Origin of the sequence: Actinomyces bovis (genome assembly GCF_900444995.1) — a bacterium.
Taxonomy (GTDB): Bacteria; Actinomycetota; Actinomycetes; order Actinomycetales; family Actinomycetaceae; genus Actinomyces; species Actinomyces bovis.
The window spans coordinates 107,125-126,858 of sequence record NZ_UAPQ01000010.1; the positions used below are offsets into that span (position 1 = coordinate 107,125).

General features: G+C 66.9%; 15 protein-coding genes and 1 pseudogene. 5 read left to right on the forward strand and 11 right to left on the reverse strand.

Annotated elements, in window-relative coordinates:
* Positions 1-48: 48 nt before the first annotated feature.
* Positions 49-732 (forward strand): TetR/AcrR family transcriptional regulator, encoded by a 684-nt coding sequence (locus DR039_RS09740; RefSeq protein ID WP_174887830.1) that lies wholly within the window; start codon positions 49-51, stop codon positions 730-732.
* A 112-nt stretch (positions 733-844) separates the two neighbouring features.
* Here the strand turns inward: DR039_RS09740 and topA are convergent, their stop codons facing one another.
* The 6 genes from topA to DR039_RS09770 all read right to left on the reverse strand — a co-directional run bounded on the left by topA (position 845) and on the right by DR039_RS09770 (position 10,574).
* A complete protein-coding gene (topA, locus tag DR039_RS09745) occupies positions 845-3,736 on the reverse strand; it encodes a type I DNA topoisomerase (RefSeq protein ID WP_111837167.1) in 2,892 nt (963 codons plus the stop codon).
* Positions 3,737-3,877: 141 nt separating this feature from the next.
* Positions 3,878-4,966, reverse strand: a complete 1,089-nt coding sequence (locus tag DR039_RS09750; protein WP_229116931.1) for a phosphatase PAP2 family protein — start codon at positions 4,964-4,966, stop codon at positions 3,878-3,880.
* A 132-nt stretch (positions 4,967-5,098) separates the two neighbouring features.
* The gene (locus DR039_RS09755; protein ID WP_111837168.1) at positions 5,099-6,745 is read right to left on the reverse strand and encodes a DUF7059 domain-containing protein; all 1,647 of its coding nucleotides are present in this window, start codon (positions 6,743-6,745) and stop codon (positions 5,099-5,101) included.
* 49 nt (positions 6,746-6,794) lie between these two features.
* Positions 6,795-8,045: an ATP-binding protein gene (locus DR039_RS09760; protein ID WP_111837169.1), complete on the reverse strand. Its 1,251-nt coding sequence runs from the start codon at positions 8,043-8,045 to the stop codon at positions 6,795-6,797.
* Positions 8,046-8,142: 97 nt separating this feature from the next.
* Complete coding sequence (locus DR039_RS09765; protein ID WP_111837247.1) at positions 8,143-9,735, reverse strand: MDR family MFS transporter; 1,593 nt, start codon at positions 9,733-9,735, stop codon at positions 8,143-8,145.
* A 206-nt stretch (positions 9,736-9,941) separates the two neighbouring features.
* The gene (locus DR039_RS09770) at positions 9,942-10,574 is read right to left on the reverse strand and encodes a TetR/AcrR family transcriptional regulator (RefSeq protein ID WP_170166943.1); all 633 of its coding nucleotides are present in this window, start codon (positions 10,572-10,574) and stop codon (positions 9,942-9,944) included.
* 224 nt (positions 10,575-10,798) lie between these two features.
* On the opposite strand from DR039_RS09770, the gene DR039_RS09775 reads away from it, so the two are divergent.
* Both DR039_RS09775 and DR039_RS09780 read left to right on the forward strand, forming a co-directional pair.
* Positions 10,799-11,380 (forward strand): peroxiredoxin, encoded by a 582-nt coding sequence (locus DR039_RS09775; protein ID WP_111837171.1) that lies wholly within the window; start codon positions 10,799-10,801, stop codon positions 11,378-11,380.
* Positions 11,381-11,383: 3 nt separating this feature from the next.
* On the forward strand, positions 11,384-11,917 hold the full coding sequence (locus tag DR039_RS09780) for a carboxymuconolactone decarboxylase family protein (RefSeq protein WP_111837172.1): 534 nt from the start codon (positions 11,384-11,386) through the stop codon (positions 11,915-11,917).
* 73 nt (positions 11,918-11,990) lie between these two features.
* Here DR039_RS09780 and DR039_RS09785 read toward each other — a convergent pair whose 3' ends face one another.
* The 4 genes and pseudogenes from DR039_RS09785 to DR039_RS09800 form a co-directional block, all read right to left on the reverse strand.
* Positions 11,991-12,506, reverse strand: a complete 516-nt coding sequence (locus DR039_RS09785) for a PH domain-containing protein (protein WP_111837173.1) — start codon at positions 12,504-12,506, stop codon at positions 11,991-11,993.
* A gap of 81 nt (positions 12,507-12,587) precedes the next feature.
* The gene (locus tag DR039_RS09790) at positions 12,588-13,820 is read right to left on the reverse strand and encodes a hypothetical protein (RefSeq protein ID WP_111837174.1); all 1,233 of its coding nucleotides are present in this window, start codon (positions 13,818-13,820) and stop codon (positions 12,588-12,590) included.
* Between the two features lie 208 nt (positions 13,821-14,028).
* Positions 14,029-15,201 (reverse strand): annotated as a pseudogene (locus DR039_RS09795) (TadA family conjugal transfer-associated ATPase); the annotation flags it as partial.
* A 62-nt stretch (positions 15,202-15,263) separates the two neighbouring features.
* The gene (locus DR039_RS09800; RefSeq protein WP_111837175.1) at positions 15,264-16,163 is read right to left on the reverse strand and encodes a nucleotide-binding protein; all 900 of its coding nucleotides are present in this window, start codon (positions 16,161-16,163) and stop codon (positions 15,264-15,266) included.
* A gap of 510 nt (positions 16,164-16,673) precedes the next feature.
* On the opposite strand from DR039_RS09800, the gene DR039_RS09805 reads away from it, so the two are divergent.
* Positions 16,674-17,546: an HAD family hydrolase gene (locus DR039_RS09805; RefSeq protein WP_111837176.1), complete on the forward strand. Its 873-nt coding sequence runs from the start codon at positions 16,674-16,676 to the stop codon at positions 17,544-17,546.
* A 93-nt stretch (positions 17,547-17,639) separates the two neighbouring features.
* Here DR039_RS09805 and DR039_RS09810 read toward each other — a convergent pair whose 3' ends face one another.
* Complete coding sequence (locus DR039_RS09810; protein ID WP_111837177.1) at positions 17,640-18,677, reverse strand: Fic family protein; 1,038 nt, start codon at positions 18,675-18,677, stop codon at positions 17,640-17,642.
* Between the two features lie 73 nt (positions 18,678-18,750).
* On the opposite strand from DR039_RS09810, the gene DR039_RS09815 reads away from it, so the two are divergent.
* Positions 18,751-19,713, forward strand: coding sequence for a hypothetical protein (locus DR039_RS09815; RefSeq protein ID WP_111837178.1), 963 nt, complete (start codon positions 18,751-18,753; stop codon positions 19,711-19,713).
* The last annotated feature ends 21 nt before the right edge of the window (positions 19,714-19,734 follow it).

Here is a 19,734-nt window from a genome sequence, read left to right on the forward strand (position 1 = left end):
GAGCGCGAGGAACACCTAACTCACAACGGTCCGGTAAGGTTCCAGGCCGTGATTGACGATGAGACTGCAGTCAGCGCCCCCACCTCAAAGGGTGTGGCCCGTCGACAGACCATCATTGATGCCGCCGCCGCGATTATCCACGAGTCCGGCCCGGCGTCAGTGACCCACCGGGCTGTCGCTAAACGTGCTGGCTGTTCTCTGTCCGCCACCACCTACTACTTCAATGGCCTGGATGACCTTCTTTATCACGCAGGCTTGGTCAATATCCGCAAATGGGCGCGCCGGGCCGAGCGGGTGGCAGAGCAAGCCGAGGCCCTGCAAAGCCGCCCAGACCTTGACGGCTGCATCGAGTTAATCCTGGCAGCGACCCTGCCTTCCGAAGGGCCCTATCTCGGGCATTACATTCAGCTGATTTCTGCTGGGGGTACTGCTCCGGTGGGCCGCGCCTACCGGGAGGGCCGTCAGCAGCTCAACGCAGCGGTTGACCGGCTCATCGCTACTCTGGGAATCCCCGCCACAGCGGAAGTGATTATCGGGGTGGTGGACGGCGCTGCCGTCACCGCCCTCAGTGAGCAGCGAGACGTCAGACAGACTGCCGCCTCCCTGCTGCGGCGCCTAGCCCTGCAATCGGCCATCCTGCCCCAGAGGCCGCAAGAGCAGACTGACCCTGAACTCGTGCGCGTTGAGTTACGCCGCCAGGTCCCCCTGCCACCGTCCCTGGCGCATACCTGACAATCAGGCGGAGTTAGCAGCCAGGATCGACTAAGGGTCAGCAGCGGCAGGCAAGTTCCCTTGTCTGCCGCTGCTGTTTGCCTGGGTATCTGCTGGTCTTATGCCCCAGAGGCTACTTAGTCCCCGTAGCTTTCTTAGCTCCGGCAGCCTGCTTAGAAGCCGACGTCGCCTTCTTCGCGGCGGTCTGCTTCGCAGTCGTCTTCTTTCCCGCCGTGGTCTTGCGGGTGGTGCGCTTCTTAACTGGGCCTTTGGCGCGCTTCTCCGCAAGCAGCTCATAGGCCCGCTCCGGGGTAACCGTGGCCGGATCGTCGTCGCGGCGCAGGGTCACATTCGTCTCCCCGTCCGTGAAATACGGACCAAAACGCCCATCCTTGATAACCACCGGACGCCCAGAAACCGGGTCCGTTCCCAGTTCACGCAGCGGCCCACGCGCCGCCGCCTGCCCCCGCCGAGTCTTGGGCTGGGCAAAAATCTCCAGCGCCTCCTCCAGGGTGACCGTCAGCAACTGTTCCTCGCTGGTCAGCGAACGCGAATCCGTACCCTTCTTCAGATAGGGCCCGTACCGGCCATTTTGCGCGGTGATATCCACGCCCTCCGCGTCCTGACCCACCACACGCGGCAGGCTCAACAGGTCCAGGGCCTGCTCCAGGGTCACGGAGGACAGCTCCATGCTCTTGAACAAAGACGCCGTGCGCGGCTTCGGCCCAGCGACCTTCTTAGTGCTGCGCTTCTTGGGTTTCTCGGCGGCAGCCCCAGCGTCTCCAGCGGTCCCAGCCGCAGGCTCTGCCGAGGTCTCCGGCTCGGGCAGCACCTCGGTGACGTAAGGCCCGTAGCGGCCATCCTTAGCAATGATGGTGTGCCCCGTGGCCGGGTCCACGCCCAGTTCACGGCCGTCGTCAGCAGCGCGCGCGAATAGTTCCCGCGCCCGCGCCACCGTCAGCTCGTCGGGAGCCAAGTCACTGGGCACATTGGCGCGTTTGCCCTCTGTGTCCTCCAGGTAGGGGCCATAGCGGCCCACACGCAAGGTGATACCCTCGCCGATCTCCACCGAGTTCACGGTGCGAGCATCAATCTCCCCCAGGCCCGCGAGCATCTGCTCCAGCCCCAGGTGACCGCCGTCAGCGCCAACGCCAGCAGCAGGCCCGGCGACGCCGTCGGCCCCCTTGTAGAAGCGCGTCAGCCATGCCACCCGCTCTAGCTCACCGGCGGCAATCCGGTCTAGGTCGCGTTCCATCGACGCCGTGAAGTCGTAATCCACCAGCTCGGAGAAGTTCTCCTCCAGCAGGCGGGTCACCGCAAAGGCCAGCCAAGTAGGCACCAAGGCCTGCCCCCGGTGGTCCACGTAGCCACGGTCCGAGATGGTGGACATAGTGGCGGCATAAGTGGAGGGGCGACCAATCTCCCGCTCCTCCAGGGCCTTGACCAGGGAAGCCTCGGTGTAGCGCGGCGGCGGCGTGGTCTCATGCCCACCAGCCTCAGCCCGCTCAGTAGCTAGTTCCTGACCCGCAACCATCGCGGGCAGGCGCACCTCCCGTTCCCCGCCACGTGAGCCGCCCTCGGCGCCCTCGTAGCGCTCAGCGTCGCGGCCCTCCTCATAGGCAGCCAGGAAACCACGGAAGGTGATAACCGTACCAGAGGCGGTCAGCTGGGCCGTCTTGAAAGTGGCCCCGGCGTCGCGCGCCTCCCCCAGCACGCCGTCAATCGGCACCTCTACGTGCACGGTGGCGGTGGAACCGGTGGCGTCAGCCATCTGGGAGGCCACCGTGCGCTTCCAAATCAACTCATAGAGCTTGAATTGTGAGCCAGTCAGGGAACTAGCCACCTGGGCGGGAGTGCGGAAATGGTCTCCAGCTGGGCGGATCGCCTCGTGCGCCTCCTGGGCGCCCTTGGACTTGGTGGCGTAAACCCGGGGCTTAGCCGGCACGTACTGAGCGCCGTAAAGCTCAGCCACCTGGGCGCGGGCGGCAGCCACCGCCTGCGCCGACAGCACCGTGGAGTCCGTACGCATATAGGTGATGTAACCGTTCTCGTACAGGCCCTGGGCCACGCGCATAGTCTCACGCGGGTTCATGCGCAGCTTGCGGGAGGCCTCCTGCTGCAGCGTGGAAGTGGTGAAGGGGGCGGCGGGGCGACGCCGGTACGGCTTCTCCTCCACTTTGGCCACCTTGGCCGTGGCGCGAGCAATGGCCGTAGCCACCGCCTTAGCCCCACCCTCGTGCAGGTGAATCAGCTGAGCTTTGCGGGCGGCGGCGCTGAGCTCACCGGCGTCAGTGAAGTCCCGACCGGTGGCCACGCGGCGCCCATCCAGGCTGGCCAGGCGGGCGGTGAAAGTGGCGTCCTGGCGGGCGACGGCGTCGACCTTAGAGAGCACAGTGGTGAAATCCGCCTCCACCCCCCAGTAGGCCGCAGAGACGAAGGCCATGCGCTCGCGCTCCCGCTCCACCACCAGCCGGGTAGCCACCGACTGCACGCGCCCAGCAGACAGGCCGGCACGGACCTTGCGCCACAGCACCGGGGAGACTTCATAACCCACCAGCCGGTCCAAGATGCGGCGGGTTTCCTGGGCATCCACCAGGTCCATGTCGATGTCCCGGGTGGACGAAAGGGCGCGGGTGACAGCTTCCTTGGTGATCTCCGTGAAGGTCATGCGCTTAACCGGCACTTTGGGCTTGAGGACCTCTTTGAGGTGCCAGGCGATGGCCTCCCCCTCGCGGTCATCATCGGTGGCCAGGTAGAGCTCGTCGGCTTCCTTGAGGGCCTTCTTAAGCGCCGTGACGGTCTTCTTCTTATCCGGGTTGACGACGTAGTAGGGGGTGAAGCCATCCTCCACATCCACCGCAAAGCGCCCGTAGGGGCCCTTCTTCATGGTGGCAGGCAGCTCGGAAGGCTGTGGGAGGTCGCGGATATGCCCGACGGAGGCCTCGACGTCGAACTCTGGGCCGAGGTATCCGGCGATAGAACGCACCTTGTTGGGGGACTCGACGATCACGAGCTTGGTTGACACAACGGCCTTCCTAGCGGGCACGACAAAGGCGTGGGGATGGGTCCAGGCGCAGCGACCGCGCTGGACGGGGCAGGCCGACTGTAACCCACCGGCTCCTGATCTGGCTCGGGACCTTGAGCAAGACCACTCATCCAGGCGAGCTCAGAGCTGCTCCAGCCCGCGCTCGTCCACCGACTGCAGACGCGCCGCTGAGGCGCGAGAAAGGAGCACCAGCAGCGCCATGCTCACACAGGACAAGGCCGCGGTGGCAGCCGAACCAGCGGTATAGGCCACAAAAGTATCCACACGGGAGGCAGTTTCCGCCGTGCCCTGCCAGGTCCACAGTTCCAGCGGAGCCGCCACCAGCCCCATCAGCAGCCCGGCCACCAGCAGCACCTGCGCCGGTCTCCGGCTCGCGGAGGTGGGGAGGTCGTCGTTCCAGCAGCCCCCAGCCACTGCCAGCGCACCCCACCCAAAAGCCAGCAGCAGTGCTGCTATGACGTCGGCGGGGCGGTGCCACTGGCACACCAGCGTTGAGTAACCGATGGCGGCAGCAACCAGCGCCCCCGCCCAGGCGGCGGCGGGGCGCCAACGGGCAGAGACCACCAGCACCAGCGCAACGGCGGCAGAGGCCGCCACCGCAGTGTGCCCCGAAGGCAGGGTGTTGGCGCCGTCCCAGCGCTGTGAGAGCCCGTACTCGGGCCGCCACAACACCCAGTGCTTGAGGAACTGGGTGGAGAAGTTAATCGCGATGACGACGCCAGCGGCCCACAGCGCCCGCCGTCGTCTGCCTTGCCATAGGGCGAGAGCCAGCACCAGCAGGATCATCACCACCAGGCCGGGCAGAGTAATCATCTGCAGCAGTTTGCGGGCGTGCCCGGACACAAAGCGCGCCCCGATCAGTGAACCGGTGAGGGCCGCCTGCTCCATTTGCTGGCCGGTGCGAGTGAGCACCAGCAGACCCCAAATCCCCAGCATGCCAGCCCAGCTAGTCAGCGCCAGCAGCCCGGCCCAAACCCGACGCACAGGCGCAGCGGCGGGCAGCGCGGGGAGTACGGACGGCGCCACCGGCTCAGTTGCACCAGCATGCTCCGGCATCCCCGATTCACCGTGCCAGTTGGAAGCGGCGGGGGTGTCCGCAGGGTCAGGCAACTCCCTGGGGATGCCCAGGGGGTCAGCCTGGGCACAGACCAGGCCTGGCTGGCTCCGCAAGCTTGTCTGAACCGCAGGCACTTGGGTGGGAGGTGTCACGGGCAGGATGCTATGAGTCCTTCCTAGGTTCTTGGTACTTGTGACCTATGAGCGAGCCGTCACGCTTAAGCCACAATCCAGCTACTGCGCATCCAGCTGCCGGCAAAAACAAGCAGGCCCCTAAGACCGGCCTCACCCAGCCTCACCCAGAGTCAGGATGCCCACCCCCAACAGTTCACGGGTGGCCGCCACCAACTCATTCCGCAAGGCCGCCAGCTCCTCCTCCACTCCGCTCAGCGCCGCCAGGGCAGTGGCCACCTGAGCCACGCTCAGCTCCCCGTCAGCCACATCTACGAGGGCCGCGAGCGCCGTATCTGCCCGCATGACGCGCCCCAGCCCGCCACCTTGGCGGATGAGGATCACTGCTGGGTCCGTGTCTCCGGGCCTAAAGTGGCGCTCCTGCGTGACGTCGGCAGCGACGACGGGGTGCAGGGCAGCTACGGCGTCGTCATCCATGGCTGCCAGGCAGCTCCGCGCCTCCATGACCTGAGCCAGATGCTCTCCCAAGGCGCCCGTGCCGGTGGTGGTGACCTCCTCCAGCACCCGCCAAGGCGCCCGGGGTGCCCCCGGCTCAGGGCGGTGCAACAACAGGTAGCCAAAGCCCACGGCCTCTACGCTGCGCGCCGCGAAGTCGTCGATCCAGGCGCCCAGGCGCGCCTCGAATCCGGTGCGGTCCCGCTCGGGGGTGGAACCGCCGTCGCGCAGCCACATGGTGGCGTACTCCACGGGGTCCTGCTGCTCGCGCTGGATCACCCAGGCGTCGGTGTCTTCTGGCAGCCAGGCGGATACGCGCTCGCGCCAGTCCTGGCCACTGTGGTGTTCCCAGTTGCCGAGCATGACGGCGGTGCCGCCGGGGGCTAGATGCGCACCGAGTCCTGGAACCAGTGTGGGCAACACTGGCCCTCCAGCGTCGCGGTATTCCATAAGCGCCAGACCCGCCTCGCGGACGGCTGGTGGGGTGATGACGAAGGGCGGATTGGTGACCACCAGGTCAAAGTTGCGGCCTGCCACCGGCTCCAGGAAGGAGCCTTGTAGGAGTTCCAGGCGGCCTGGCTTCACTCCGGCCAGGGCCGTGTTGAAAGCGGTGAAGCTCAGTGCCCGGGCGGAAATGTCGGTGGTGGTTACCTGCTGGCAGTGGCGCAGCAGGTAGAGGGTCTGGATGCCGCAGCCACAGCCCAGGTCCAGGGCGGTGGTGGCGGGGCGGCGCGGGGTGAGGGAGGCCAAGGTTAGGCCCGCGCCACCGATGCCGAGCACATGATCGGGGGCCAGTTCACGGCCAGTCTCCAGCTCGCCTAGGTCAGAGGCCACCCACCAGCGGACCTCGCCGGTGGCGTCGGTGGCCTCGTGGGGGCGCAGATCGACGGCGGCGCGCACGCTGGTGCCTGTGGTGGGCGCCGTGCGTTCCTCGGACTTGGCTGCCTTGGCCGCCCCCGCCTCGGCGGTGTGCACTAGGCCCATGGCCAAGGCGCCACTGGTGCCGGTGCGGGGCCAGGCGGCGTCCAGGTGGGCGGCAGCAACCGGCTGGCCGAGCATGAACAGGGCGGTGAGGGTAGCTACCGGGTCGGGACCTAGCCCGGCCTGCTGACGGCTGGTGTTGTGGGCCTCCAGGGCCCGCAGGGCGGGGAGGCGCTGCTCCCGGCGCAGAGCGGCGTCGGCCACCGGTCCCAGCAGCGCGGCGACGGCGTCGACACCCCAACCACTGGCCTCCAGGTCAGTTCTAAGGGCCCGGGCCTGGCTGGAAGTGGCGGTGGGTGCGGGGCTGGAATTAGCAGCGGTCATGGGCCGAAGGTACCCGGCGGCCAGACCCAAGGTGGAGGCGCTGGGGCCTTCACACGCCCAGTACGCTCAGGGGCACCACCATGACCCCATCCTCACGGCGGTGGGCAATACCGGTGGGGGTGACGACGGCGAGCGCCGCTGCTGGGCGCTCAATCTTGGCAGCAACCCGCAGCAGATTGGCGGCGGCAGCATCCACCTGGGCAGCGCCTAGCTTTACTTCCAGACCAATCCAGTTGCCGCCTTGCGCCTCAATAACGACGTCGATCTCATCGCGGCCCTTCGTGTCCCGGTAGTGGAAGACTCCACGGGTGCCCAGGCTCTGGGCATAGACGCGCAGGTCATGCACCACCTGGCTTTCAAAGAGGAATCCCAGCGTTTCAGGCTCAGCCAGCAGACGGTCCACCCCAGCATCTAGCAGGCTCGCAGCTAAGGAGGGATCGGCCAGGTGGCGGGTGGGGGCCTGTGCGGCTGCCTGACGTGAACGCAGGCGGGGGGACCAGGCAGGCTGGTCCTCCACCAGGAACATCCGCTCCGCCACATCGTGCATGGTTTGGGCGGAGGTAGGCCCCACAGCGGCGCTGAACTCGTCCTGCATGCGCCGCGTTAAGGCCGCGAAGGAGGCGGGTTGGGACTCCAGGGCTGCCAGGGCACGCAGGTAGGCGCGGAAGCGGCGTGGATCGCGGCGGGAGCCACCCACCGTTGGCAGGTCATGCTCCGCGATCTCCTCCAGGTAGGCGTGCGCTCGCGCCCGGCAGGTGGCGGCACTTTGGTCGAACCAGCCAGGCCAGCCGCCATTGACCACCCGCTCGACGACGTCGGAGAAGCTGACCTCAGCCTCAACGATGGCGTCTAGGTGACCGTTTAGCAGAGAGCCCAGGGAAATGGCGCCATTGGAGTGGCCGGTCTCCGCCAGAGTCATGGTGCGCATGGTGACGGTGGTGAAGCGGCCTGCGCCGGGGTGGCGAGCGGCGTCATCATTGGGGGCGGCGGAGCCGGTGAGAATGAACTGACCGGGGCTGCGGCGGTCGTCCACGGCGCGGCGGACCTCATTCCAGAGGGCGGGAACGAGCTGCCACTCATCCAGGAGTCGGGGAGTCTCACCTTCCAAGGCGGTGCTGGGTTGCTGGCGAGCCAAGGTGGCGCGTGAACTAGCGCGGTCTAGATCCAGTTCAGAGGTGGCTTGTTGGCGGGCTGAGCGGGTCTTGCCGGTGGCGCGGGCACCTTTAACCACCACCGCCCCTGAGGTCTGCAGGGCGGTGTTTAGTTTGCCGTCGATGACCCGCGGCAGGTATTCGGCCATAACCTCAGGATACAGGGTAGTGGAGAAATCCGTTAGGCAATGGTGGAAAAATCCGTTAGGCAGTAGTGGATTTCTCCACTACCCTAATGGGCACGAATCAGCCCACTGCCGCAGCATTCTGCAGCTCAGCAGCCCCAGCCGGCTCAGCCTTGGCAGCCGGGTCAGACTTCTCAGCGACCATCTCCTCCTGCTCGTGGGCAATCTGCTCCAGGGCGCTCTCCTGTGACAGCGGCACATTGCGGAAGCACAGCGCCACCAGGGAGGTGGCCACAAAAACTGGCACCATCAGCGCAAAAACCGGCGTGAGAGCCTCAGCGTAGGCGCTAGTTACGGCATCGTGCAGCGGTCCGGGCAACTGAGCCACCAGGGCGGGGGTCAGCGACGTCGACTCCCCACCCTGAAGCTGCGCCAGCGTCCCCATAATCGCCGGATCGCCACTGGCAGCCAAAGCGGTCATCTTCTCAGTGAGTCCCGAGGTCAGGTTGGTGGAGAAGGCCACGCCAATTAGGGAAGCCCCTAGCGACACGGCTACCTCGCGGAAGAAGTTGTTGCCACTGGTGGCGGTGCCCAGGTGCTTGGCGGGCACGTCGTTCTGCACGATCGTGACCAGCAGCTGGAAGAACGCGCCAATCCCCAGGCCCATCACGAAGGTGGCGACGGAGATCATCCACACCGGAGAGCTTGCGGTCAGCAGACTCATCCAGGCCAGGGCAGCGGCGGTGACAAGCGGCCCAACAATCGGGTAAATGCGGTACCTGCCGGTGCGGGTCACGGCGATGCCGGAGCCGATGCCGCCACCGAGCATGCCCAGAGTCAGGGGGACTAGGAGCAGACCAGAGACGGTGGCGGAGTAGCCGTAACTCATCTGCAGATAGGTGGGCAGGTACAGAGTGGAGCCCACCATGCCACCCATCGCCAGCATGCCTACCACCGTGGAGACGACGAAGCTGCGGTTAGTGAGCACGGCCAGGGGCAGGATCGGGTCGGCCACGCGGGACTCCACCCAGCCGAACAGCAGCCAGCAGGCGAGGCCGCCAAGCAGCAGGCTGATGATTATGGGGCTGGTCCAGGCGTATTCGTTGCCACCCCAGGTGGCGGCCAGCACGATGGCGACGGCGCCAGCGTTCATGAGTGCCAGGCCCCACCAGTCGATCTTCTCGGTGAGCGGGTGGCTGGGCAGGTGCAGCACAACGGCGACGGCGATCCAGGCGATCACACCCAGGGGCAGGTTGATCCAGAAAACCCAGTGCCAAGACACGGCGTCGGTTAGCCAGCCGCCGATGATCGGGCCGAGCACGGAGGCGATGCCAAACATGGCGCCCATGGGGGCCATATAGGTGCCGCGCACTCGCGGCGGGATCAGGTCGCCGGAGATGGCCTGGGAGGAGATCAGCAGGCCGCCACCGCCCAGACCTTGCACGGCGCGGTAGAGGACCAGCTGGGTCATATTGGCGGCGGTGCCGCACAGGGCGGAGCCGATGAGGAACAGCGCAATGGCCACCAAGAAGAGGTTCTTGCGGCCCACCAGGTCGCCGAGTTTGCCGTAGATAGGCATAGCCACGGTGATAGCCAGGGTGTAGGCGGTGATAACCCAGGCCATATGGCTGGCGCCACCCAGGTCGCCCACGATGGTGGGCAGGGCGGTGCCAACGATGGTCTGATCCATGGCGGATAGGAACATGACGACCATGAGTGATACGTAGACCGCCCAGAAGCGGCGGTCGGGGCGGAAGGCGAGGCTCTCCGCGGTTTTGGTCTCGGTGGTGCTCAATGCGGTGCTTTCGTTGCTTTTTGCGGTTAGTGGGTTTGGGGCGGCGGCCCGGGTGTGACTGACTGTGACCGAGGCGGGCTGCCGTGCTGCTGGCCGGTGCGCCCGGGAGCGCAACAGGCCGAGGTTTAAGAGGCTGGCTTCGGCTCGGGTAGGCCGAGCACCTGGGCCAGTGCAGCCGCGGCGTCGACCACGGCCGCAGAGAGCAGCAGGGCGTCGTCGTCGGCTTCAATCCAGCGGTCGATGGCGGCGCGCTGCAAGGCGGTTCCCAGGTGAGCGACGGCGCGCACGCGCGGGTCTGTGCTTGGCAGGTTCAGGCGCTGGGCGGCGGCCTGGTGCAGCCCTTCGGTGAAGGCGCACATCTTTAGTTGGAGGGCTTGTTTGAGCTCGGAGCTCTGGCGCATGAGGACGACTACTTGGCGGACGCGGGCGCGGTGCAGTTGGGCCTGCACCCCCTCCCCTTCGGTGGCGCGTACGCCGGCGGCCACTAGCTTGGTGAGATCTGCCAGGAGTGAACCGCCGCCTGCCGTGAAGCTGGCGACGGCCTCGGCTGTGGGGACCAGGGAGTCTTCTAGGAAGAGGTCGGCCTTGCAGGAGACGTGGTTGAACACGGTGCGGCGCGAGACGCCGGCCAGGGCGGCGACGTCGTCGAAGGTGGTGGCGTCGTAGCCCTTTTCTGCTGCTATGGCGAAGGCTGCGGCGCGGATCGCGGCGTCGGTGCGGCGGTTATGCGTCTGCCGCAGAGTGGTCTTGCTGGTCACGGAAGAGGAGTCTTGCACTCAGTGCAGCATTGCACCAAGTGCAAGAGATGTTTTCCGCAACACACTGAACGGCGGAACATTTAGCTAAGCAGTGGCAAAGCGTTTAATAGGTATTGCTTATTCCAAGATATTTTAATTATTGCATCAGCTTACGTTCTGCTTTAGAGTCATCCCACCTGCCGGGCACCACCAAGACCCGGCCCGATCACGCGAAGGAGCACCCCATGCCAGTACTCACCATCGGCGACCAGTTCCCCGCCTATGAGCTCCCCGCCGTCGTCGCGGGCAACCTCAAGGACGTCGAGGCCAGCAAACCAGAGGACTACTTCACCACCGTCTCCAGCCAGGTCCCCGCGGGCACCTGGCGCGTCGTGTTCTTCTGGCCCAAGGACTTCACCTTCGTGTGCCCCACGGAGATCGCTGCCTTTGGCGACCTCTACGAGGAGTTCAAGGACCGCGACTGCGAGGTCGTCGGCATCTCCACTGACAACGAGTACACGCACTACGCCTGGCGCCGCAGCCACGACAAGCTACAGAACCTGCCCTTCCCCATGGCCGCCGACCTCAAGCGCGAGCTGGTTACCGCACTGGGTGTGCTCAACGCCGACGGCGTCTGTGACCGCGCCACCTTCATCGTGGACCCCAACAACACCATCCAGTTCGTCTGCGTGGACGCTGGCAGCGTGGGCCGCAACACCGAGGAGGTGCTGCGCCAGCTGGACGCCCTACAGTCCGACGAACTGTGTGCCTGCAACTGGCAGGCTGGCGCCGCCACCATTGACGCTCTCAACGAGATGAAGGGCTGAGATATGACGATCGCTACTCTGCGTGAAGCACTTCCCGAGTGGGCCAAGGACCTGTCCTTAAACCTGTCCGCCCTGACCCGTTCCAGCAGCCTCACGGAACAACAACTATGGGGCACCATCCTGGCCTGCGCCGCCGCCACCCGCAATGAGTCGGTGCTGGTGCAGGTGGCCGAGGAGGCCAAGCAGCACCTGAGCGAGCAGGCCGTCTCTGCCGCACTGGGCGCAGCCACGATCATGGGGATGAACAACGTGGCTTACCGCACCCGCCACTTCCTGGGGGATGCCTACACCAATGAGCGCATGGGCCTGCGGATGAACATCATCGCGAATAATGGTGGTGTAGCTGAGAAGGCGGACTTCGAGCTGTGGGCGCTGGCCGTATCCTCCATCAATGGTTGCGAGCACTGCGTTGCAGCGCATGACGCCAACCTCCGCCAGGAGGGCTTGAGCACCGAGCAGATCTGGGAGGCCGTGCGCATCGCCGCCACCCTCCAGGGCGCCGCCCAGGCGGTGGCCGTGGTAGAAGCCCTGGGCTGAGGCCAAAATCCTGTCAATGGGGGCGCTTAGTGAATGCTAAGCCGCCCCCATTGGCGTTAAACCTTAACCAGCCTCAAGCGTTGGGATCGGCGTCGATGGCCCCTTGAACGTCATGGAACAGCAGGTTGGAAATCTCCACCTGAACCATCTGAACGTCCGGGATATCGTCCAGCAGCAGCGGGTCGTCAGCGCTGGTCTGCAAGCTAAGGGTGCCGCAGTGGAAGAAGCGGTCCGACATGCTCCGCTCCTGCTGCACATCAGAGATGCGCGAGAGCGGCAGGTCATGCCCGATCTTGTTGAACACACCCTTGCGGGTAATGACCCGCTTGGTGGTGATAGTGAAGGTCTCATTAATCCACTTGATCCACGGCACCAGCAGCACCGGGATAGTCACCACCACTAGCAGCACCCAGATAGCCAGGACCACCCAGCGGCGCCAGTCGCCATCTGGCAGGAGAATCGTGGCCGCCGTCGCCACGATGATCATGAGCAGCACGGAGAGGTAGCGCCACAGCAGGACCTTCCAGTGGCGGTGCATATGACGCACCACCACCTCGTCCCGGCTGAGGAGCTTCGCAGGAATAGCCATGCTCCCAGTCTGCCATGCAAGCCCCGGAATCTGGCCACGAGCACAGCCACCGCTGCACAGGTTCCCGACGACGTCGCCGGTTCAGCCACCGTGCAGCATCTGCCCACCAATATCCAGCACCACCGGCACCACCCCCAGCAGCACGAAAGCGGGCAGGTGACACAGGCCGAGCGGCAAGACCAGACGCACAGCCAGGCGCTCAGCCGCCTCCTGGGCCGAGGCCGCCCGCCCGTCCCGCACAGTGCAAGCCGCCCGTTCCAACAGTGGCAGGGGTGAAGCTCCCTCCTCCCAGGACACTCGCAGACACTCGGCCAGCTGCCCCTCGGCTCGGGCCCACCGATTGCCTGGAGCGCCACCGTCAAGCTCGGCGGCCACCTGCCAGGCTTCATCCCAGTCAGAGCCCAGCAGCAAGGCCCGAGAAACGACCGTCAGGCAGCCCTCCTCCAACGCTGCCCCTAGCGCCGCCAAGGTTCCCGGAACCGTGGCCCCGGCCAGCAGCGCGGCCCGCGCCAAATCCAGGCCAAGCGCCTCATCCACGGGCTCCGCTTGAGCTGCTGCCAGCAGCCGCGCAGTAAGCCAGTGCCCAAGCAGAATCAGCACCACCCCTGCCACCAACACCAGTGCCCCTAAGCGCCCGGAACTGAAGAATCCCCATAGGTCTGCGCCAACTGCCTCCCCCAGCAGCGGCGCGGCCAGGGGGAGCGCTACCAGCAGCCGCGCCGAGCTACGCGGACCAGCTAAGGCGGTGTCCCGGCTGGCTTGGGCCCGCCCGGCTTCAGAGACCGCTCCGGCCACCGACTCAAGCACCCCAGCAAGGGGCGCACCGATGCTGTGGGCTAGACGGCAGGCCGCCACAGCACCCCGGGCTGCCTGCTGCTGCGCCACCTGCGTTTCCACCCGACGCCGGGGCCAGGGTGGCCGCCAGTGGGGGCGCCCGCCCTCCCAGCGGGGCCACCAACTGCGCGGTGATGCCTGAGCGAGCGCCAGCAACGCCGCGGGCACACCGTCCTGCTGCGTTGCCGAGGCTGCTTCCAGTTCAGGTTCTAATTCCAACAGTCCCCGGCGGGCTAGCACCCGCTGCCAGGCCGACGGCGTCGGTGCCCCCGAGCGCAAAAGCGTGGAGACTTCCACCAACACCATGCCTAGATCTACGTCTTGGCGCCGGGAAGATCGCCAAGCTTGGCGCCAGATGGCTGGCCGGGACGCCGGGCGTGGCCCCGGCAGTTCCGCCCGCTCGCGGCGCGGCGGCCGCCAAGCCACGGCCACCCCCAGCGCTACAAACAGCGCCGCTGTCAACACTTGCAAATCAGGCATGAGCGTGCCCTAAATCGGCTGGCCCGGATGCGCTCGGCGGCAGAGGTGGCGGAGGCGGGGAAGGTACGCTCGCGGGTGGCGCCTGTGAGAACACCTGTGAAGGCGGCGGTGGCGGAGCCAAGGGCTCCCGCGGAGGAGACGGAGACGCGGGCGCAGCCATTAGCGGCAACGGAACCGGGGGTGTTGCAGGCAGCACCAGTTGCTGCGTGAGTGCCGCCTGGACCGGCGCCTGCCCAATCCGCTCCGCCAGCCCTGCCACCGCAGTACCGGCCCCATACCCTGCCGGGCCCCGCACCAAAGCCTCCTGGCAGACCAGCTCGCCATCGCACCGGGAAAGCAGCCCCACGGACTGCACCACCCGTAAACCGCCAGCTAGCCGCCGTAGGTGCACCACCGCGTCTAAGGCACTGGCTGCCTGCGCATTGACCATATGTTCGCTCATGCCCGCGAGCGCCCCCAGGGCGGTGAGCCGCGCTGGCACATCCGCCGGTGAATTGGCGTGCAGGGTGGCCCAACCGCCCTCATGCCCGGTGTTTAAGGCAGAGAGAACCTCCCGCACCTCGGGGCCGCGGCACTCCCCCAGCACGATCCGGTCGGGGCGCATGCGCATAGCGGTGCGCACTAGGGAGCTCATAGGCACGGCTCCCACGCCCTCGACGTTCTCCCCTCGCTCCTGCAGGTGGATGACGTGTGGATGGTTGGGGCGCAGTTCGCTGGCTTCTTCAATGCACACGATGCGCTCGGTGGGGCTCACCAGTCCTAGCAGGGCCGCTAGGAGGGTGGTCTTGCCGGTGCCGGTGGCTCCGGTTATCAAGCAGGAGGCGTGCTGCTCCACCAGTGCTGCCAGCACCTGGTCCAGTCCGGCAGGGACAGTCCCGGCCTTGCGTAGCTCTGCCAGGGTGAAGGCGCGCCTGCGGCTAGTGCGCAGGCAGATTAGGGTGCCGTCCCCAGAAAGCGGTGGCAGGACAGCGTTCAGGCGGGTGCCGTCGGGCATGGTGGCGTCTACGACGGGGCTGGCCTCGTCCAGGCGCCGCCCCGCAGAGGCAGCCATGCGCACGGCCAGGGCCCGCACCTGCGGTTCAGCCAGGGCTGCACCGGGCACTTCCTCCAGTCCCTGTCCCCGGTCAATCCAGGTGTGTCCACCGCCTACGAGCACGTCGGTGACCCCCGGGGTCTCCAGGAGGGGTTGCAGCACCGGCCCGGCACCTTCGACGTCGGCACGCAGCTCGGTGGACAGGCGCACGATGCTGGTGGCGCCAGCCCCAGCAGTAGCAGCGGCCAGAAGCGCCTGGGGCAGGGAGGCGCCGCGGGCAAGTTCACTGCGAGCCTGGCGCAGGCCGCCGCCCTGCCCTGTGGCGCCCACAGCTCCGCCCTCACCCATAGCCCCGCCCGTATCCTCGACGCCGTCCACTGCCCCTTTGGCGCTTCTGCGGAACTTGGGAGTCATGGCACCGCCTCCAAAGCTCTGGGCGCGGAGGGCTCCAGCAGGTCTTTCAGCACCTCAGCCAGGCGGTTAAGGTCCCGAATTACACCGCCGCGGCACAAGCTCAGGTCTTCCCCACGTTCCTGACGTTGGACCACGGAACGGTCGTAACGGATCGCCCCCAGCAGTGCCCCGCCAGTCATTTCTTCCAGCTCGGCCACCTCTAAATCCAGCCCATCGCTGCGCAGCAGCAGGCGCAGTAGCCCCGCCGTCTCCGGAGGCAGTTGGCGGGCCAGGGCCTCGGCGGCAGTGGCGTGGCGCAGGTCCAGGCTGGTCAGCAACACGGGCAGGCTGCCGGGAGGAGGTGCCTGCCCGCGCGGCAAATCCACCAAGACGACGTCGTGCAGGGCGGCCAGAGCCTGCCGGGCCGCAGCGCTGGCCAGCGGATCGGGTCCGCCGCGCGCATCACCGGTGAGAATCGTGATGCCGTGCCACTGGGGCAGGGAGCCGACCAGCAGGGGCGGCAGGAAGGTGACTTCCAGCGGGTCCAGATCCGCCCAGCGCAGGCCTGGCAGCGACTCACCGCTCAGCCGTAGGTCTAGCCCACCGGCGGGGTCCAGATCCATGATCGCGACTAACAAGCCTTGGCGTTCCAGGGCTAAGGCGAGCAAAGCGATGGTGGTGGTGACCCCTATCCCGCCACAGCTGCCGGTAAAAGTCACCGTCTGAGCCCGGCTGGGGTAGGCCAGGGAGATGAGTTTGGCAGCGATCTCCTGGGCATCCACCTGCTCCCCTACGGCCATCAGGTGGATGTCACCGTCTTGGTATTCCCGCAGGCCGCTAGCAGCCCGCACCACCACCAGCGTCGGCTGGGGCCCGCTGAGCGCCTGTTTCTGGGCCTCGCGGACCGCCCGGATCACCTGCCTTTCTTGCCCAGCGGTTGAATCTCGCAGGTCTACTTGCCAGCATGGCCACCCCGTGCAGGCCTCTAGGACTTGTTCGACGGCCTGCCACCACCGCCCTTGGCCGCTTTGCAACACGCAGCAGACGCCCGGGGCTACGGCGTGCTCAGGCTCGGAAGCGCCCGGCCCGGGCAGACAGCGCCAGCCCGAATCCCTCTCCGGCGCAGGCCAATCTGGCGCCTCCCGGCCTGGCCTATCCCGGCCTGGTGCAGGCCGTCCTCCTGCTCTGTGCCTACCTCTCACGGGAACCTCCTGGTGCTGTGGCAGCTAGATCCGCAAGCCCGCGCCCTAACCGCTGTCCTGGATCAACAGGCTGCCCCGGCGTCGCGACCGCCCCGCCCGTTATCCCCTACACCAGGCCACAAAAGCTCACCAGCCACACCTGTGGAGCCCGCGACTAGGAGCCCACAACTCGGTACCCTGGCAACAGCACCTGGCCCCCGCGAGCCCACCGGAAGGAAACGGAGCATGGAGCAGCCAAGGCGTGTGGCCGCCTACTTCGATCTGGACAAGACGCTCCTGTCCACTTCCACCACCATGGCCTTGTCCACCCCCATGCGTCGGCACGGGATTATCTCTGCGGTCACACTGATACGCGGCGTGGTCACGCAGCTGCCATACCTGCTGGCGGGGGCGGATGAGGAGCAGACCACCCGCATGATGACCCGCCTGGCCGCCATGTCCGCCGGAGTGGAGCGCGAGCGGGTCCTGGAAGTGGTGCGCGAGGCCCTGCCCACCTCCATCGAACCGGCCTTCTACGCGGAGGCCCTAGAGATCGTCACGGGGCACCACCGCGCCGGGCACGACGTCGTAGTGGTCTCTGCCTCCATCGAGGAAATGGTGGAGCCGGTGGCGCGACTAGTGGGCGCAGACCGTTGCGTAGCCACCCGGATGGAAGCGCAAGACGGCGTCTACACGGGCCGGATTGAGCGCTCTTTGCTGCACGCAGAAAAGGTGGTGGCGCTGCGTGAAGACGCCGAGCGCCACGGCATTGACCTGTCCCGCTCATGGGCCTACTCGGACTCGATCTCTGACCTGCCCATGCTGGAGGCGGTGGGGCACCCGGTGGCCACCAACCCAGATCGCGAATTGCGCGCGGCAGCGGCGGAGCGGGGCTGGCCAGTGCGGGATTTTGTGCGCCCCACATCCCGACGGCGGCTGCCGCGCCCGCATCTAAGCGCGCCGTCCCTGCCCACGGTTTCCTGGCCCGCGGTTTCGCTGCCGACCTCCTCTGCTCTGCCAGTGATTCCTAAGGCCATTGGTGCCGCCGCGGTGGGGGCGGTGGTGCTGGCCGGGGCGGCAGCGGCAGGCTATTTACTCACCCGGCCCCCGCGAGCCTGACCTGGCTAGCGAGCCCGCCCGCAGGCACCGCCAGCTTGCTCTAACCCCAGGCACCGCCAGCAAAGCCCTGGCCCACTCAGCCCACGGCCCTCTCTACCGGCTGCTGCCCGCCTGCACCTGGCGCAACAAACCATGCGCCTCCTCAATCCCCGCCAGTAAGGCCTCGGCCTGCCATAGCACCCAGGTGACGACGCCGTCGGCGCTGCCAGTCGCATAGGCCGCAGCCGCCTCCCGGTAGGCCTGCGGGAAGCGCGCCGGATACACTTCTGCCACCGCCGTGCCGGTGGGCTCCAGCCCAGCTAGCACCACTAGGTGACGCACCAACAAACGCCCCAAGGCGGCATTCCCCGCCACGAAGGGTCGCGCGCTTACTAACTCCCCATGTACCAGGGCCGCGCGCACCAAGGCAGGCGCCTCCGGCAGGTCCAGCAGTGCCAACAGCCCATCCAGACGTGCACGCAACGCCGCTCCGTCAGGGGCAGTACCAGGCCCGCCCTCCGCAGGCGCCTCACCCTCAGCGCGTGGGGCCGCCACCTGCGCCTGCGTCAGCTGCCCCCCGGCCAGCAGTGGGGCGACGACGTCGCGATGTAACCCGGCCAATAGCTCGCGCGCAGTCACCGGATGGCCACCGCCCGCACCGCCCAGATCCGGCATAAGCGTGGTCAGGCGCGCGCCTGCCCGCCACAAAGCCACCACCGCGTCCAAGCCAGCGTCCCCACTGGTGGCGCGACTCAGCTCGGCACGAGCCACGCGCTCGCGCAACACTCCGGCGGATACCACCGCCCCCTCCACCGCTCCGGAGGCGACGGCGCAACGCAGCGTGGCTTCCGCACGGGCCTCACGCCAGCGGCGCCGCAAAACTTGACTCCAGCGCAGCTCGGCGGTGGCTTGGCGCAGGGCCGCATTAGCGGCGCGCACACGCGGCTCGGCGTCAATAACCCGCAAGGCCTCTAGCAGCGGCGCGTTCGCGGCCTCAGCCCTGCCGCTGTTATAGCCCGGGCTAAGACGGCCCCCTGTGGTGCCTTCCTCTGAGGCGCCTTCCGGTGCCTTGGCTTGGCCAGCTGCAGGCTTCGCCTTAGGTGCCCCGGGGCGCTGCGGGGTTGGGCCCAAACCGACGGATATGGAGATCACGCAGGCACTTTAAAGGGTGCTCTGAGCTGTGCCCCCGCAATATCCGCCTGCCAGTGGCGCTACAGTCGCCCCCGTGAGCAGCAACTTGACCGACGCAGACTTCCCCAACTCGTCGGAACCCGGCACTGGCGCCCTGGCCAAGCCTGACGACGCCGCATTTGACCCCTCCAGCACCCTGACTGGAGCTCCCGAAGGGCGCCGTCGCAGCCATTTAAGCTCTGGGCTGCTGGGCATCCTTCTGCCTCCGGTGGCCCTGTACCTAATCGGCATGGCCCTGATCTCCAAAGCGGATTCGCAGCTCCTCTGGACTTTCCTAATCCTGGGAGCTCTGCTGCTGTTCAGTGGGACTGTGCAGGCCTGGTTTGCCTTGCGTTCCAGCGTGGGCAATCTAGTGGCGGGCATCGTGGCACTGATGCTGCAGGTGTTGGTGCTGCTGGCACCCAACGGCGCCCAGGATGCCCCCTTTAGGTGGGCCAGAGAGTTGCTCCCCTATGGGGCACTGTTGGTGTTGGCGGCCTGGTTTCTGGGCGCGTCCTGGGCAATGCGCCAGACTCGGCGCGCAGGCCGCAAGGAGGCACAGGCACAAGTGCACCTGGCGCAGGCGGATGTGGATCGCCTGCGCGTGCCGACGGCCCCGCCCTCGCGCCGTAGCGCGCATTTGCTGAGCTTCTTTGTCATGGTTACCACCACCTGGGGGGTGCTGCGGTCACTGCCGCGCCCATACGCGCGGCTGGTGGACCCGCAGGTTCCCGGCGTTGCGAATGTGGCGCTGGTGGTGTGCTGCCTGCTGGTGCTGCTGGCGGCGATGATTGCCTGCGCCTGGTCCTCCTTTGGGATGCGGGCGACGGCGATCCTCCTGGCGATCCTGGCTCTGCCCGCGGTGCTGGGCGAGTCGGTGCCGGGCCATCAGCTTTATTCCCTGGTGCTGCCGGGCTTAAGCCCCGTCGTCACCCTAGGGCTGGCTTGTGTGCTGAGTTCCTTGGGTTGGGGTCTGCATATGGCCCGACGGCAGGGCCGTTTCCAGGAGAGTGTCTGAGCCGAGCTGCGGCACGCCTCC

Bases quoted from the DNA above. Each gene is read 5' to 3' on its own strand.
- DR039_RS09755 (WP_111837168.1), bottom strand. From the start codon at position 6,745: ATGACCGCTGCTAATTCCAGCCCCGCACCCACCGCCACTTCCAGCCAG.
- DR039_RS09760 (WP_111837169.1), bottom strand. From the start codon at position 8,045: ATGGCCGAATACCTGCCGCGGGTCATCGACGGCAAACTAAACACCGCC.
- DR039_RS09775 (WP_111837171.1), top strand. From the start codon at position 10,799: ATGCCAGTACTCACCATCGGCGACCAGTTCCCCGCCTATGAGCTCCCC.
- DR039_RS09785 (WP_111837173.1), bottom strand. From the start codon at position 12,506: ATGGCTATTCCTGCGAAGCTCCTCAGCCGGGACGAGGTGGTGGTGCGT.
- DR039_RS09805 (WP_111837176.1), top strand. From the start codon at position 16,674: ATGGAGCAGCCAAGGCGTGTGGCCGCCTACTTCGATCTGGACAAGACG.
- DR039_RS09765 (WP_111837247.1), bottom strand. From the start codon at position 9,735: ATGGTCGTCATGTTCCTATCCGCCATGGATCAGACCATCGTTGGCACC.
- DR039_RS09780 (WP_111837172.1), top strand. From the start codon at position 11,384: ATGACGATCGCTACTCTGCGTGAAGCACTTCCCGAGTGGGCCAAGGAC.
- DR039_RS09790 (WP_111837174.1), bottom strand. From the start codon at position 13,820: ATGCCTGATTTGCAAGTGTTGACAGCGGCGCTGTTTGTAGCGCTGGGG.